The organism is Nocardia spongicola, from assembly GCF_047200775.1.
GTDB lineage: Bacteria > Actinomycetota > Actinomycetes > Mycobacteriales > Mycobacteriaceae > Nocardia.
Map to the genome: position 1 here is coordinate 19,322 of NZ_JBJZOO010000003.1, position 16,153 is coordinate 35,474.

Below are 16,153 nucleotides of genomic sequence, written 5' to 3' on the forward strand. Positions count from 1 at the left end.
CGCCCGCTCACCGCATTTCCGCCCGGCTCTGCTGCGCCGCGCCCCTGACTCGATGCCATGGCATCACCGGATCGAGCCCGACATAGAGGTCGTGTGCGGTCTCTTCGCCCGTCGGCGTGTATCCCACATCGAGTTTGAAATCTGTCGGTGTGTTCCCTTCCCGTTCGGCCCAGGCCAGCATCGCCCCGAAACTCTTCGCGATATCGACCACGGGACCTTCGTGCCGGTGGAACAGCAAGCGCTGTGGCGCGATCCGTACCACGGAGAATCCGTCAGGACATGGTTCGCTACGGTCGACCACCGCTCCGAGTAACTCGCGGTACCGCCCCTCGGTGATCTCCAGCGATACCTCGACCAGCTGTCCGGATGCGCGCACCGGCAGTTCCGCCGACGATGCGAAGACGCGACCCCACGCGCGGGAGACTTCGGCGCCGAGATCTTGCCAGCGCGCCACCACTTCGATACCCATGACGGTCGCGCCTGGGTATTCCAGGATCTCCATACTCATCCTCTCTTCGGTTATCGGTCGGCCCGCGGTGCGATCCGCCCGCCTACATCCGGCTCGTGACAGGTGATATCGACTTTTCCTGAGCAGAACGCATAGTTCAAGGGGTTTCGCGGCGCGGAACTCCGGTAGCGGCGGGCATGGAATTCCGATCAGGTGCGCGATCCTCGCCGGTGCTCTCGGCTGCCCGCTCGGCGAGGGTGTCGCAAGGGAACCGAGATGGCGAATGAAGAGAAATGCGGCTGTTGATCAGCAAATCGCAATTCAGGGGTAAGCGGCGCGGTATAACCGTGCGGGAGGTAATCGGGGCCGACCTGATCGTGGCTACCGGCACGGTGTCAGTGGTGTTATCGGAGAGCGAAATCATCGGATAGCGAAGGGATGTCGGTATGCGCACTTCCGGCTCGGCTATCGATTTTCAGCAGGGATTGTCCGGCATGTGGAGTTCTCTTGTCATGTTCGGGCCCGAGCTGGCCGGTTTTCTGCTTATCCTGTTCATCGGTTGGTTGGTCGCCAAAGCGGTCGCCATGGCCGTGCACAAGGTGCTGCGGCGGGCCGGATTCGACCGGTTCGTGGCGCGCGGCGGGATCCGGGAGTTGCTGTCGCGCAGTCGCTACGCGGCCTCCGAGATCGTGGCGAAGCTGGTGTATGCCGTGATCCTGTTGATCGCGCTGCAGCTCGGCCTCAGTGTCTTCGGCCCGAATCCGGTCAGCGATATGGTCGATGACCTCATCGCTCGGCTGCCAGAGCCGGTCGTCGCGGTCGGCATTGTGGTGATCGCGGGCGCAGTCGCTCAGGCGGTGCGGGATATGGTCGGCAGTATGCTCGGCTGCTTGGGGGAGCAGATGTCTCTGGCCGAGCTGCGTGCCGATGCCTGCCGATGCGGGCGGCCGGACGCTATCCGCGAGCAGCTCTGGCTCGACCAGCAGGCCACAAGAGCACCTCGCTCAGGTCGGAGCGGATCCGGCCTGAGCGAGGAGGAAACGTCGGCGGGCGATAGCGCGCACCCGAAATCCGGTGAGTATTCCGACCGCTTCGAGCACGGCGGTTCACCGTGAGCCGAAACCGGCCGGATAGGGCTTTCCCACAGGGTGGCGCGGGGAAAGCCCGGTCAGCGAAAGGCGTTGGCTTCGGTCAAGGCCCGGCCGAGCACCAACTGGTGTACTTCGGAGGTGCCCTCGTAGGTGAGCACCGACTCCAAGTTGTTCGCGTGGCGAAGTACCGGATAGTCGAGTGTGATGCCGTTGGCGCCGAGAATGGTGCGGCATTCCCGTGCGATCGCGATGGCCTCGCGCGAGCTGTTCAGCTTGCCCGCGCTCACCTGTTCGGGCGTGACCACTCCTTGATCCTTCAGCCGCCCGATATGCAGCGCGAGCAGTTGCCCCTTGCCGAACTCCAAGGCCATATCGGCCAGTTTGGCCTGGGTGAGCTGATAGGCGGCCAACGGCTTGTCGAACACCTCGCGGGTGCGGGCGTACTCGATGGTCGCGGTCAGGCAGTCGCGGGCCGCACCGAGCGCACCGAAAACGATGCCGAAGCGTGCCTCGCTCAGGCACCCAAGCGGCGCGGCGAGTCCGCGTGATCCCGGCAGCACCGCATCGGCGGGCAGGCGGACGTCGTCGAAGTCCAGTTCCGCGGTGATCGAGGCGCGCAGCGACAGCTTGCGGTGCATCTCCCGCGCCGTGAATCCCGGTGTGCCAGCAGGTACGAGGAACCCGCGGATCACCTGTTTTTCCCCTTCCTCGGTCTGGGCCCAGACCACCGCGACGTCGGCTACCGACCCATTGGTGATCCACATCTTCGAGCCGCTGAGCACCCAGTCGGTGCCGTCGCGCTTCGCCCTGGTCCGCATACCGCCGGGATTGGAGCCGAAGTCGGGTTCGGTCAGCCCGAAGCAGCCGAGTGCCTGGCCCGCGGCGAGTTCCGGCAGCCACTGCTGCTTCTGCTCCTCGGAGCCGTACTTGTGGATCGCGGTCATCGCCAGGGAACCTTGTACCGAGACCATGCTGCGCACGCCGGAGTCGACAGCCTCCAACTCCTGGCAGGCCAGACCATAGGTGGTCGCCGACATGCCCGCGCAACCGTAGCCGTCCAGATGCATACCGAGCAGACCGAGTTTGCCCAGCTCGGGTGCGAGTTCGCGCGCCGGGAAGGAACCCGACTCGAACCAGTCCGCGATATGCGGTCGCAGCCGCTGGGCCGCGAAAGCGGCGACGGTATCCCGGATCTCGCGCTCGTCCGCGGACAGCAGCGCATCGGTGGCGAACAGTTCTTCGACAGTGACCATGACCTCAGCCTAATCGGGCGGACCCGGAGGAGGTGGGCTCGATACTCGTAGTGATAACAAAAATTTCTGTTGATAGGTGATTTGTGTGAAATTTCTTCTGAAGAATTGGTGATATTCCACTGTGGGCGGCGCCGCTGTGGCGGTCCGGACCTGCTCGCCCGCGCACTGACCCGCCGCAAGAGCCCACCGGCAACAGGTCCGGGAATCCTGCCGATTAGGCTGAGCCCATGAGCGAGCTGGGATTCTCTACACGGGCCGTGCACGCCGGGTTCGATCCCGATCCCCAGACCGGCGCGGTGAATGTGCCCATCTACGCGAGTTCGACGTTCGCCCAGGACGGTGTGGGCGGTTTGCGCGGCGGTTTCGAATACGCCCGCACCGGAAACCCGACCCGCACCGCGCTGGAGGCGAACCTCGCCGCCCTGGAAGCGGGCCGCTACGGCCGGGCGTTCGCCTCGGGGATGGCCGCGACGGACTGTGCGTTGCGGGCCGTACTGCGCCCTGGCGACCACATCGTGATTCCCGACGACGCCTACGGCGGCACTTTCCGGCTGATCGACAAAGTGTTCCGGCAGTGGGGTATCGAGCATTCCCCTGCCCCGGTATCCGATGTGGACGCGATCCGTGCCGCCATCCGGCCGAACACCAAACTGGTGTGGATCGAAACCCCGACCAATCCGCTGCTGAATATCGGTGATATCCCCGCGCTGGCCGATGTAGCGCACGCCGCGGGTGCCAAGCTCGTGGTCGACAACACCTTCGCCACCCCGTATCTGCAGCAGCCGCTGTTGTTCGGCGCCGATATCGTGGTGCACTCCACTACCAAGTATCTCGGTGGCCACTCCGATGTCGTCGGGGGCGCGCTGATCACCGACGACCCGGAACTCGACGCGGCGTTCGCGTTCTTGCAGAACGGTGCGGGCGCGGTACCCGGTCCGTTCGACGCTTTCCTCACGCTGCGTGGCGCCAAGACTCTCGCGGTGCGGATGGACCGGCACTGCGACAATGCCGAAACTCTCGCGGATTTCTTGTCCCGGCATCCGGCGATCGCGAAGGTGATCTATCCCGGCTTGCCGGAGCATCCTGGCCACGCTGTCGCGGAGAAGCAGATGCGGCGATTCGGCGGGATGATCTCGGTGCGCCTGCGTGGCGATGTGGAGGCCGCGCGTAAGTTCTGCGCCAGGACCACGGTGTTCACCCTTGCCGAATCGCTGGGTGGCGTCGAGTCGCTGATCGAGCATCCAGCGGCGATGACCCATGCCTCGACCGAGGGCTCCGAGTTGGAGGTGCCCGCGGATCTGGTGCGGCTTTCGGTCGGTATCGAGGATGTCAGCGACCTACTCGCGGACATCGAGCAGGCGTTGAGCTAGGTTCGCCGGTATGAGTGAGCGGCCGTACCCCGTGTTCGGGTACGGCCGCTCGGGTACGCGGGGCTTGTCTGCCTCGGCCGTGCGCCACGGCCGAGGGGTATCAGCTGTGGTAGGGCTCGGCGCTGAGCAGGGTGACCTTCATGGTGTTGCCATTGGGCAGGGTGTACTCCCTGGTCTCGCCCACCTTGGCATCGATGAGCGCGCCGCCGAGCGGGGAGTTCGGCGAATAGGTCTCCAGCTTGGAATCGCGCAGGCCCTCTTCCCTGGTGGCGATCAGGAACGTTTCGGTATCCGATTCGTCGCCGTCGTAGTAGACCTTGACGACCGACCCGGGCAGTGCGACGCCGGATTTGGTCGGGGCGACCCCGACCTTGGCGTTGTTCAACAACTCCTGCAGCTGGCGGATACGCGCTTCTTGCTGCCCCTGTTCCTCGCGGGCGGCGTGATATCCGCCGTTCTCCTTGAGGTCGCCTTCTTCACGGCGTTCGTTGATCTCGGCGGCGATGACCGGACGATTGGCGATGAGCGCGTCGAGTTCGCTCTTGAGCCTGTCGTGCGACTCCGGGGTCAGCCAGGTCACTTGCGTCTCAGTCATCTCGATCACTCCCTAGTAGTTGTTCCCGGCAGGCCGGGATTCCCTGAGCACTGGTGTGTACCCGCTGGCTGCGGGCATGCACCGGTCGACGGCTGGAGCGATCCTGGGAAGTTCGTCGAACCCCTACAGGCCCCCGGTCGCGGGCAAACTCGCATACCCGAACCCTCAGCGCTGGCCGTCAATGCAGCAAACACGGCTCCGAGCCCCGGAACCGTGTATCACGCCATTCTAGCATGATCCACAAATGCGCAGGTCGGAGTTGCTTTCGTAGACAGGTCACCGCCGCTGTGTCGCTGCTGTAGAAGCAGCCGCCGAGCTCGGTGATCGTGGCGATCAGCCGGTCCGAAGATAGCCGGGCACCTGGGCACTACATCCGTAGACACTGCCCGACACCGGCCGTGCCGATGCCCGAACGACAGTGGTCAGTTGCACCGCCGTGCTGTCGGAAGGCTCGATGAGTACTTCGCGGCGGCCGAGCTCGGAACCATCTCTTGCCATCGCGCGGACGAAGCACACCACCTGCTGCGCGGGGTCGGCACGGGTTACCTTGAAGCGGATGGTCATGGTCGAATCGTCGACCACGGTGTAGCCGAGCTGCTCGGCCTCGATGTCTTTCGGGCCGTATTTCTGGAAGCCGAGATAGGCGACGCCGAACCCGGCCAAGACGACGAGCGCGCCGAGGGCCGGCGCGATCCAGCGCCGCCTCGGTGCCTGTCGTGTTCCGTACCGGTCGGGCCGTTGGCTGTTCGGTGTCGCCGCCACAGCGTGCGCGTCACCGCCCGTGCGCGGCGCTGGCTCGCTCATGGTGGTCGCTCCTGGGGGGTAGGTCGGAACAAATACGGATCGGATGGAACTATAGGTAACGAAGCCTAGACACCCGCGACCGAGAGCGACGGTGAACGAGAAGTGAGTGGCCTTCGCCTCATGGCGGTGCACGCCCATCCCGACGACGAATCCAGTAAGGGCGCCGCGACCACCGCCCGCTACGCCGATGAAGGGCACGATGTTCTCGTCGTCACGTTGACCGGCGGAGAGCGTGGAAGCATCCTGAACCCGGCCATGGACACACCCGGTGTTCTGGAGCGGATCGAAGAGATCCGCCGCGAGGAGATGGCTGCCGCCGCCCGCGCGCTCGGCGTGCGCCAGCATTGGCTCGGTTTCATCGACTCGGGTCTGCCCGAGGGCGACCCGCTGCCACCGTTGCCGGAGGGCTGCTTCGCGCTGGTGCCACTGGAGGAGGCGACCGAGGCGCTGGTCCGGGTGATACGTGAGTTCAAACCGCACGTGATGACCACCTACGACGAGACGGGCGGTTACCCGCATCCCGATCACATCCGCTGCCATGAGGTGTCGGTGGCCGCGTTCGAGGCAGCGGGCGACCCCGAGCGTTTCCCCGACGCCGGTGAGCCGTGGACACCGCTGAAGCTGTACTACGACCACGGGTTCAGCATGCGGCGGATGGAGGTGTTCGCCGAGGAGTACGAGCGTCTCGGTGAACCGTTCCCGCTGCAACAATGGCTGGACCGGATGCGCAAGTACGCCGCTGAACGCGGCGACGTGTTCTCACGGATCACTACCCAGATCGAATGTGCCAAGTACTTTCCGCAGCGTGACGACGCGCTGCGCGCACATGCGACACAGATCGACCCCAACGGCGCGTTCTTCGCTATCCCGCTGGAGATACAACAGCGACTGTGGCCGACCGAGGAGTTCGAACTGGCCAGGACCCGGGTGCGGACCGCGGTGCCGGAGACCGATCTGTTCGCGGGAATCGAGGATGAACTGTCGTGATGCTGGTCCTGCTCGCTCAGTCACCCACCACTCCGACCGGACCGGAGTTCGGCAAGGCCTCGCCACTCGGGCTCGTCCTCGTCCTTCTCCTGCTCGTGGGCACCTTCTTGCTGATCCGGTCGATGAACCGGCATATCAAGGGCTTGCCTGCGACTTTCGAACCCGAGCACCCCGAACCGGACCAGGAGGCCGATGAGGGAACCGAGCACGGCATCACACGCCGCGGCACGGGAGTGAAGGGCGTGGACTCGGACGGCCGCGCCGAGTCGAGCTGATCGGTGCGCAGCCTGCCGGAAGGGGCTGCGCGTCCGGATTGCCGTAGCCGGCACAGACCAGTGTGATCACGGCAAGTGCGTGGACACGTCGTTGCCGACCCCGGATGCGCATGAGAACCCCGATGAAAGCGAAGAATCCGGTGGCAGCGACTTTGCTCGTTGATCTAGAGGCATCGTGGGAGAGTGGAGGTTATGAATCGGCTCGGTAGTGCCACATCGCCGTACCTGCGTCAGCATGCGGACAACCCGGTGCACTGGCGGGAGTGGGATGCCGAGGCACTGGCCGAAGCACGGGCCAGGGACGTGCCGATTCTGCTCTCGGTCGGGTACGCCTCCTGCCACTGGTGCCATGTGATGGCGCACGAGTCGTTCGAAGACGCGGCGACCGCGAGCCAGATGAACGATGACTTCGTCTGTGTGAAGGTCGATCGGGAGGAGCGGCCCGATCTCGACGCGGTCTATATGAACGCCACGGTCGCGATGACGGGGCAGGGCGGCTGGCCGATGACCTGTTTCCTCACTCCGGACGGGGAACCGTTCTACTGCGGTACCTACTATCCGAAAGTCCCGCGTGGCGGTATGCCGTCGTTCACCCAGTTGCTCACCGCGATCACCGATACCTGGTGTACCAGGCGGGACGAGGTACAGCAGGCGTCCGCTGAGGTATCCGCGGCGCTGCGCGCGCAGACAGCGGGACTGCCCGATGCCGAGATGACGATCACGGCGGATCTGCTCGGGCACACCGTCGCTGCTGTGCTCCGCGCGGAGGACAGCACACATGGTGGATTCGGTAGTGCGCCGAAGTTCCCGCCGTCGGCGCTGCTGGAGGGCCTGTTGCGGCACTGGGAGCGGACCGGGGACGCCACGGTGTTCGACGTGGTCGTGCGTACCGCGGAGGCGATGGCCCGTGGCGGCATCTACGACCAGCTGCGCGGGGGATTCGCGCGGTACTCGGTGGATGCCGCGTGGGTGGTGCCGCACTTCGAGAAGATGCTCTACGACAACGCGCAGTTGTTGCGTGTCTACGCGCATTTGGCGCGGCGTACGGGCGCGCAGGTGCCGGAATCCGCTGGGGCGCCGGAAACATTGCCGTGCAGGGTCGCCAGGGAGATCGTACGGTTCTTGCTCGATGATCTGGGGACCGCGCACGGTGGCTTCGCTTCGGCGCTGGACGCCGATACCCAGCTGGAGCCGGATACACCCGGTGTCGAGGGCGCAACCTATGTGTGGACGCCTGCCGAACTGACCGGTGTGGCCGGGCCGAGCGATGGGGCGTGGGCCGCCGAATTCTTCGGGGTCACCACCGCGGGAAACTTCGAACAGGGAACTTCCGTGCTGACCCGGTACACCGAGCCGTCCGGGGCACAGGGCTATGCGCGCCTGGAGCGGGTGCGGGCGATGCTGAGCACAGCTCGTGATCGTCGCCCGCAACCCGGGCGCGACGACAAAGTGGTGACCGCGTGGAACGGGATGGCGATCACCGCGCTCGTCGAAGCGGCGACCGCGGTGGACGAGCCGGAGTGGGTGACCGTGGCGGTTCGCTGCGCCCGTTTCCTGTTGGCCGAGCATGTGGTGGACGGCAGGCTGCGGCGGGCATCGCTCGGCGGCACAGCAGGCCAGGCACCCGGCATTCTGGAGGATCACGCCTGGTTGGTCACCGGACTACTCGCACTGCACCAGGCCACCGGTGAACTCGATTGGCTCACCGATGCGCAACGACTGCTGGATACGGCGATCGAGCATTTCGCCGATCCCGAGCGTCCCGGTAGCTGGTTCGATACCGCCGACGACGCCGAAACACTTATCGCCCGTCCGCGCGACCCGATCGACGGCGCCACCCCGGCCGGTGCGTCGGCACTGGCCGAAGCGCTGCTCACCGCCGCGGCGGTGAGCGATCCCGCGTATGCCGCGCGGTATCGCGAGCTCGCCGATCGCACACTCGAATGCGGCGCGGTGGTCTTGGCGCGTGCTCCCCGTTCGGCGGGGCATTGGCTCGCGGTGGCCGAGGCGGCCCTGCGTGGGCCACTGCAGGTCGCTATCGCCACCACCGAATCCGTTGCCCATCCCACCGAATTGCTCACCACCGCTCGACTGGCCGCTCCCGGCGGTTCGGTTGTTCTGGCCGCCGCACCGAATGCCGTTCCGCTGCTGGCCGATCGTCCGCTGGTTCGCGATGCCGCCGCCGCGTATGTATGTCGCGGCTCGGTGTGCGACCTCCCGGTCTCCACCCCGGACCAGCTCCGCGCGGCGCTCCAGCGGAACTAGTGCCGAGGCCACGCGGTGAACGGGTGGCTCGCCGCGGGCCCGCGTACTAGATCTTGTGCCGACTCGGTTATGCCGGAACCTCTACTGGTGTTTCCTGTGGGGTGTCGGCCGGTGTGGCCTGCTGCCCCGTCGAATCGGTTTCTCCGATTATCGCCTCGGCTACCGCGGTGCTTGCCTGATCCAAGCTGAACGACCGCCCGAGCTTCAGCGTCGACAGGCTGATATCCAGGGTTTGCATGGTCAGCGAGTCGAATTCGACCGCCATGAGCGAGTCCAGACCCAGTTCCGGCAAGGGGACGGTCAGGTCGATCGCCTCGGCCGACACCCCCATGACCGACGACAGCAGCTCGGCGAGCATATGTGCGATGACGTTCTTGCGCGCGGCCTCGTCGAGGTCGGTGAGCTCGGCTCGCAGCCGGGCGGAGGCCGAACCGTGCTGCGCCGCGGCCGCGACCAGGTTCTCCAACCGCCCCATCAGCGTCATCTGTGGTCTAGTTCCCGATATCCGGGACCAGTCCATCGGGCAGAGAGTGGCCCGGGACACATCGAGTCGTAGTGCTTGTTCCAGGTACTGGGGTCCATCGTTCATATCCATGGGTTCGAATCCCACGTTGATCAGATAACGAGCAAGGCTCTCGTTGGCTGCGGCCATCCCCGCGCCGGACATATGACCCCAGCCGACCGCCAGTGCGGGGACACCCTGTCCGGCAAGGCTTTGCGCATACATTTCCATCGTGAAATTAGCCGCGGTATAAGAGAATTGGCCGGAATTTCCGAAGATGGCACTACTGGAGGAGAACAGGACGAACTGGTCGAGTCGTGCCCCGGCCGCTACCGCGCCCTCCCACAACGAGCGTGCCCCAACGGCCTTGGTCCGGAACACCCTGGTCAGTCCGGCACGGTCCATATCGCCGATAAGCTTGTCATCCAGCACTCCCGCGATGTGGAAGATGCCCCGCAGTGGATGTTCGGGGGAATGCGTGCGGACGATCATCGCGGTGATCGCCTCCGCATCGGCCACATCGACCAACTCGGTGACCACCTCGATGCCTTGGTGCTTCCACGCGGCGAGCTGGTTGCGGGCGTCGTCGGTGGTGGCGCCGTGGCGTCCGAGCAGGGTCAGGTGCTGGGCACCTTTGTCGACCAGCCAGCGTCCGACGGCCAGGCCGAAGCCGCCGAACCCGCCGGTGATCAGATACCGGGCGGTGGGCTCGATGGTCACCTCGGGGAGCTGTGGCCGTATCAGTGGCGTCTGCTCGGTCATGTCCAGCACCACACGCCCGATCCGGCTGGAACGCGCGACCTCCTCGAAGGCGTGCGCGACATCGGCGGTGCCGTACAGTTGGTAGGGCAATGGCCGGTAGGTGCCGTCACCGAATCGGTTGAACGTCTCGATGGCCTTCTCGATGAAAGATTCGAACCGTTGCTTCAGCATCCGGTCGAGGTCGAGCGAGAAGTAGGCCACGTTCTTGGCGAAGTGCCGCAACTCGAGCGTACCGCCGAAGTAGGCGTCGGCTTTGCCGATCTCGACGATGCGGCCGAATTCCGCGACCGCTTTGAAGTTCTGCACCAGGATCTCCTCGGGTGCGGAGTTGACTATCACGTCCGCGCCCCGCCCCTCGGTGAAGGCCAACACTTCATCGACGAAATCCAGTGAGCGGGAGTTCACCGCGTAGTCGGCACCCTGCTCGAGTACGTAGGCGCGACGTTCATCGGTGCTCGCGGTGCCGATCACTCTGGCGCCGCGTTGTTTGGCGACTTGGACCGTGGCCGAGCCGACACCGCCGGCCGCGCCGTGCACCAGCACCGTCTCACCCGGCTGTAGTCGGGCCAGATCTTCCAGCGCGTATACCGCGGATAGGAACGAGGTCGAACTGCTGACCCAGCCGGGCTCGAAGTCTGCTGTGACAGGAAATGTTCTGTCCGCGCTGAGGGTGTTGTAGCGACGGATCATGTCCCTGCAGCTCACCGAGACCGGATCGCCGACCTCGAATCCGGTGACGCCTGCGCCGATACGGGCGATCGTGCCGATACCCTCCATCCCTAGGTCGAGGCCGTAGTAGGTATCGCCGAGTTCGCGCTCGCCGAGCACACCCATGACCTTCATCGAATCCTTGTAGCAGAGGCCGATCGCGGTCATCCGCACTTCGACTTCGCCGGGGCCGGGATCGCGTCGGTCGCATTGCCGCCAGCTCAGCCGGGAGAGGGTCTTGGTCTTGGGCAGCTCCAGCCGGAAGTTGGTGCCCGGGTCGGTCAGCGGTACGGGCTCGTCGATGGCGTCGAGGCGATCCTGCAGCGTGCGGCTCACTACGGTGGTCCAGCGGGCGCTGTCGTGCAGGAAAACCTCGTCGGTGTGGTCGTAGGTGTACGCACCGGGGATCATCAACTCCATGGTGAGGTCGGTATCGGTGACTCGGCCATCGAGATCGATCAGCCGCCACCGCAACTCGGGCTGTTCGGTGAGCAGCACCCGGCGGGCGCCTGCCAACGCGGCCTGGCTCGGGTTGGGCGCGGTATCGGCTTCCGGGTGAGTGCAGGCGTTTTCGGTGATCAGCGAGGCGTAGAAGTTGTCGTCGCCGAGAGGTTCCTGCTCGATACCGTGTTCCTGTTGCCAGGTGTCGAGGAATTCCTTGGTGGCCACCGCGATACGGCGCAGGCTCCACAGATTGTCTATGTCGTCGTAGCCGGTGCCCGCGACCACAACCAGGCGCAGGCGCTCGGCGTCGGTACGGGTGTGGGTCGTGCGCAACTGTTCGGTCAGGGCGGATTCCAGATCTTCGCGCTCGGGATCGCCGACGAGGAACAGGTCGGCGCCTGCCGAGCCGGGGGTGGTGACGCGCAGGATCTGTTCGGCGGTCGGGGTGGTCGCGGTGTCCATCGCCACGATCAGGGTGGCCAGGTCTCTGGTGGTGGGCAGGGCGTCGTTATCGATGGGATCGCGCATCTGCCAGGCCTCTTCGTAGAAGAAGTCGGCCATGAGTTGCATCGGGGCAGGTCGGGGCGTGATGGACTTGGACTGCCCACCGATGATCTGCATGCAGATGTTGTGGTTGGCATCCAGCAGGTCGATATCCGTGATCCCGGTGTTCGGGGTCAGCCGCGCCACTACGGTGATCTTGTCGGGGAGCGGTGCTCGTAGGCGCACCTCACGAATTTCCACCGGGACCAAGGCGCCATCATCCTTGTTGAACAATCCCATCAATAGAAGGGAGACGGTCTGGAGGGCGGAGTCGACGACCGCGGGGTGCGCGGCGTACCGGCCCTCGCGGGCAATAGTGCCGTCAAGGGTCGCCACCGCTGTGGTGTCCGAGACCCGGATCTCGGTGATCCTCCGGAATGCCGGTCCGTATTCCAGCCCGCTCGCGGCCAGGAGGGCATAGTAGTCGTCCGCGGTGATTTCGCCCAGCGAAGCAGTGGAAGGGATCTCGCCTTTGACCTCGTCGAAGCTGCCTTCGACCAAGCGGCCGGTGGCGTGCACCGTCCAGGCCGAGTCGGCCAGGCTGCGGGAGCGAATGGTGAAGCGACGGGTCGACTCCTCCAGATCCAGGCGCATGAGCGGTATTCGCCCGTCCTCGATGAGCAGCGGGGAGACGAACCGCACATCCTCCATTCCCGCTTGCGTGGATTCGGTACGCAGCAGCACGAGACTGAGTACTGCGTCCAGATAGCCTGCGGCGGGAAGGATCTGGGTGCCATTGATCACATGATCGGCCAGCCACGGCAGGGCCTGCGTACTCAATTCCAGTTGCCAGCTCTGGCTGCCTTCCAGGTCTTTGTCGCCCAGCATGACGTAGCCTTCTGGGGTGCCGTAGCGGAGAAGCCGGTCGATAGGTATTTCGTTGCGCAGGTGGGTTTTCTGCCAGGGGTAGACCGGTAGGTCGAGGTGTGGAGTGGGAGACGGTAGCTCGGCGAACAATCCCTCGATGTCCAGGACCCCAGCGGCATACAGTCCCGCGATGGTCTGCCGGATGCTGTCGGTGTCGTGTTGTTTGCGGTTGAGGGTCGCGACAGTGGTGCCGGTTTCGCCTGCCGTGCGCAGGATTTCGCGAATATCGGCGCCGAGTACCGGGTGTGGGCCGATCTCCAGGAACACTCGGTTGCCCGCGGCGATGAGTTCGCGGGTCGCGTCGGCGAAGCGTACCGGCTGGCGCACGTTGCCGCACCAGTAGTCGGCGTCCATCGCCGCATCGGTGAGGCGGGTGCCGGTGACGGTGGAATACAGCGGGATCTGTGGTGGGGAGGGGCGTAGCCCGGCCAGCGCGGTGCGTAGTTCGTCGAGGATGGGATCCATGAGATAGCTGTGGTAGGGCACCTCCACCTGCAGGCGTTTGGCGAATACCCCGTCTCCGGTGAGGGATTCGGCGATCTCATCGAGGCGGGCGATGTCTCCGGCCAGGGTTACCGCCGAGGGGCTGTTGATCGCCGCGATATCCACCCGGGTATCCCCTTCGAGCAGCTCTTGTGCCTCGGCCAGGGGCAGCCCGATCGCGAGCATGCCGCCCGACCCGGCGGTAGTGGCCTGCGACTGCGCCCGGTGATACCCCACCAGCAGCGCGTCGTGTAGTGATAAGGCTCCGGTCACATAGGCGGCGGCTACCTCCCCGACACTGTGGCCGATCACCACCGCGGGGCGGATACCCAACGCTTCCAGCTCGGCCACCAATGCCACCTGTACCAGGAAGTTCGCTGCCTGCGCTACCACCGTGGAGGTCGCCCGCGACTGCTCCTGCGGGCGTAGCAGTTCTTCGGTGATCGACCAGCCGGCGATCTGCTGGAACTCGGTGTCGATGCGGGCTGCTTCGGCGGCGAACACCCCGTCGGCCTCCAGCAGTCCGCGGGCCATGGCCCACCACTGCGGGCCCATCCCGGTGAACACGAACACCGGCTCGGCCACCTTGCTGGTGATCATCCGGCTCACTCGCCCGGCCCCCTTGGTGAATTCCATCAGCCCTTGAACCAATTCGGTGTTGTCGGCGAAGGGGATTCCGGCTCGGAACGGGTGATGGTTGCGTCGGGTCCACGCCGCCTCGGCCAACCAGCCGACATCAGCGCCCTCGGCGATCCGCTGGACGAACCCACTCGCCAGCTCCCGCACGGCTTGCTCACTGCGTGCCGACAGTGGCAGCACCATGTAATGCCGGGGGGTGCGCACTCGGCCGTTCCCGCCGGAATGTTCGGGTGCCAGGTACTCCTGGAGGATGGCATGGGCGTTGGTGCCGCCGTAACCGAAGCTGTTCACTGCGATGGTGAACCGTTCTACCTCAGGGCCGACTTTCTCAGCGTCCAGCTGCAACCGCAGGTTCAGTTCTTCGAACGGGATATCCGGGTTCGGGGTGCCCAGCCAACACTGCGGGGCGATGGTGCGGTGGTAGATGGCCAGCGCGGACTTGATCACACTCGCGATCCCCGAGGCGGCCTCGGTGTGACCCAATTGTGTTTTCACCGACCCCACCCCCAATGGCGTGGTCCGCCCTTCAACTGTCCCGTAGGCGCGGCCGATGGCTTTCAGCTCCAGCGGATCTCCCACTGGGGTGCCGGTGCCGTGCGCCTCAACATAGGTGATTTCATCCGGAGCGATCCCCGCCCGCCGGGTGACTTCTTCGGCCAGCTCTTCTTGCAGGTCGGCATTCGGCACCGTGATCGCGGTGGTGCGACCGTCTTGATTCGAACCGGTGGCTTTCACCACCGCGTAGATCCGGTCGCCATCGCGTTGGGCGGCGTCGAGTTTCTTCAGCACCACCATCCCGACCCCTTCACCCCGGCCGTAGCCGTCGGCGGAGGCGTCGAAGGCTTTGCTGCGTCCATCGGCGGCCAGGAAACCCCCCTTACACATCATGACGAACGTTTGTGGCTCTATCAGCACGTTCACCCCGCCCGCGACGGCCATCTCGCAGTCGCCGTTGTCGATACCTTGGCAGGCCAGATGAAACGCCACCAGCGACGACGAGCATGCGGTGTCCACCGTGATCGCGGGCCCAACCAGGTTCAGCGCGTAGGCCAACCGGTTGGAGACCATCGTGTACGATGCGCTCTCCGCGGTGTGCACATCGGTGTACGGCAGCGCCTGCGGGATGGATACGACGCCTACCTGGTCCATGGTGAACGCGCCCATGTACACCCCGATCGAGGAGCCGGAAATCCGGCCTGCGATCCCAGCGTCGTCGAAGGCCTCCCACGCGGTTTGGAGCACCAACCGCTGGTGCGGATCCATCCCCGCCGCCTCACGCGGTGAGATACCGAAGAAATCATGGTCGAACGCCCATGGATCGCTGTGCAGAAACGCCGCTCGTTTGACATACATATGTGAGGGGGTGCGTTTGTCCGGATCGTAGAAACGCCGCCAGTCCCAGCGCTCGGGTGGGATCTCTCGTACCCCGTCGCGTTTGCTGACTACGAGATCCCAGAACATTTCCGGGGATTCGATGCCACCGGCGTAATGGCAACCGATACCGACAATAGCAATATCAGACACATGAACTCCTGGGCCGAAACATGATTGCAGTGCCTGCGCGTTCGCACTCAATGGCGACGGTGGGCTTCGGAAATGGGTACCCATCGAGACGCACCGAGATGGCTCATTGGCTACTGGGCGCTTATGCGCAACTTACCATACCAGTCGGTTTTTTCAATGTATCGAATTTTTATAGATAAAATCTCGAAAAGGATTTCTGTGGTTTATTTCGTGATGTTCTCGTTGCTTTCGTATTCTTCAGATTCTGTTGACGGTGAGGCCTCGCCGGGAAATTTCGTGGGTGCGTGCGATCAAGCGTTCCATGATCGTGCGGGGGATATCCTGCGGACGGTGAGCATGGCGGGGGCGTTGTTGCCGATAGTGTAAAGGGGGTGAGGCCGGTTGGCTTCGATCGCTGTGCGGATGCGGGTGGCGATTTTCTCCGGGGTGACGCCCTCGGTCTGCCCCGCGTCGAGTATCTCCATGCGGGTAGTGGAATAGGCGGTGCGAACAGGGTTTTCGGTGAGGTATCTTATTTGCCGTTCCCGCAGGTCGGTGTCGACCCGGCCTGGTTCGACAGCGGTGAGCAATATCCCGAAGGGTGATTCTCTGAG

The 16,153-nt window shown here is 64.7% G+C and carries 11 protein-coding genes; 5 read left to right on the forward strand and 6 right to left on the reverse strand.

Features of this window, described 5'->3' with window-relative positions; all coding sequences use genetic code 11:
• Positions 1 to 7: 7 nt before the first annotated feature.
• Positions 8 to 508: a GyrI-like domain-containing protein gene (locus ACL02S_RS07895; RefSeq protein ID WP_412801669.1), complete on the reverse strand. Its 501-nt coding sequence runs from the start codon at positions 506 to 508 to the stop codon at positions 8 to 10.
• A 386-nt stretch (positions 509 to 894) separates the two neighbouring features.
• On the opposite strand from ACL02S_RS07895, the gene ACL02S_RS07900 reads away from it, so the two are divergent.
• Positions 895 to 1,563 (forward strand): mechanosensitive ion channel family protein, encoded by a 669-nt coding sequence (locus ACL02S_RS07900; protein ID WP_412801670.1) that lies wholly within the window; start codon positions 895 to 897, stop codon positions 1,561 to 1,563.
• Between the two features lie 53 nt (positions 1,564 to 1,616).
• Here ACL02S_RS07900 and ACL02S_RS07905 read toward each other — a convergent pair whose 3' ends face one another.
• Positions 1,617 to 2,792: an acyl-CoA dehydrogenase family protein gene (locus ACL02S_RS07905; RefSeq protein WP_412801671.1), complete on the reverse strand. Its 1,176-nt coding sequence runs from the start codon at positions 2,790 to 2,792 to the stop codon at positions 1,617 to 1,619.
• A 227-nt stretch (positions 2,793 to 3,019) separates the two neighbouring features.
• Between ACL02S_RS07905 and ACL02S_RS07910 the strand changes: the two genes are divergently transcribed.
• Positions 3,020 to 4,162 carry a cystathionine gamma-synthase gene (locus tag ACL02S_RS07910; protein WP_412801672.1) on the forward strand — a complete coding sequence of 381 codons (1,143 nt, stop codon included), beginning with the start codon at positions 3,020 to 3,022 and terminating at the stop codon, positions 4,160 to 4,162.
• A 100-nt stretch (positions 4,163 to 4,262) separates the two neighbouring features.
• On the opposite strand, the gene greA is transcribed toward ACL02S_RS07910, so the two are convergent.
• Together greA and ACL02S_RS07920 are read right to left on the reverse strand one after the other, a co-directional pair.
• Positions 4,263 to 4,757 (reverse strand): transcription elongation factor GreA, encoded by a 495-nt coding sequence (gene greA / locus ACL02S_RS07915; RefSeq protein WP_412801673.1) that lies wholly within the window; start codon positions 4,755 to 4,757, stop codon positions 4,263 to 4,265.
• 333 nt (positions 4,758 to 5,090) lie between these two features.
• Positions 5,091 to 5,561, reverse strand: a complete 471-nt coding sequence (locus ACL02S_RS07920) for a DUF4307 domain-containing protein (RefSeq protein ID WP_412801674.1) — start codon at positions 5,559 to 5,561, stop codon at positions 5,091 to 5,093.
• A gap of 120 nt (positions 5,562 to 5,681) precedes the next feature.
• Between ACL02S_RS07920 and mca the strand changes: the two genes are divergently transcribed.
• From mca to ACL02S_RS07935, 3 genes are all read left to right on the forward strand, one after another.
• On the forward strand, positions 5,682 to 6,548 hold the full coding sequence (mca, locus tag ACL02S_RS07925; RefSeq protein WP_412802065.1) for a mycothiol conjugate amidase Mca: 867 nt from the start codon (positions 5,682 to 5,684) through the stop codon (positions 6,546 to 6,548).
• Positions 6,548 to 6,823, forward strand: coding sequence for a hypothetical protein (locus ACL02S_RS07930; protein WP_412802066.1), 276 nt, complete (start codon positions 6,548 to 6,550; stop codon positions 6,821 to 6,823). The genes mca and ACL02S_RS07930 overlap by 1 nt, the downstream gene beginning before the upstream one ends.
• 192 nt (positions 6,824 to 7,015) lie before the next feature.
• The gene (locus ACL02S_RS07935; protein WP_412801675.1) at positions 7,016 to 9,088 is read left to right on the forward strand and encodes a thioredoxin domain-containing protein; all 2,073 of its coding nucleotides are present in this window, start codon (positions 7,016 to 7,018) and stop codon (positions 9,086 to 9,088) included.
• A 67-nt stretch (positions 9,089 to 9,155) separates the two neighbouring features.
• On the opposite strand, the gene ACL02S_RS07940 is transcribed toward ACL02S_RS07935, so the two are convergent.
• On the reverse strand, positions 9,156 to 15,560 hold the full coding sequence (locus tag ACL02S_RS07940; RefSeq protein ID WP_412801676.1) for a type I polyketide synthase: 6,405 nt from the start codon (positions 15,558 to 15,560) through the stop codon (positions 9,156 to 9,158).
• Positions 15,561 to 15,850: 290 nt separating this feature from the next.
• The gene (locus tag ACL02S_RS07945; RefSeq protein ID WP_412801677.1) at positions 15,851 to 16,129 is read right to left on the reverse strand and encodes a hypothetical protein; all 279 of its coding nucleotides are present in this window, start codon (positions 16,127 to 16,129) and stop codon (positions 15,851 to 15,853) included.
• Positions 16,130 to 16,153: the final 24 nt, after the last annotated feature.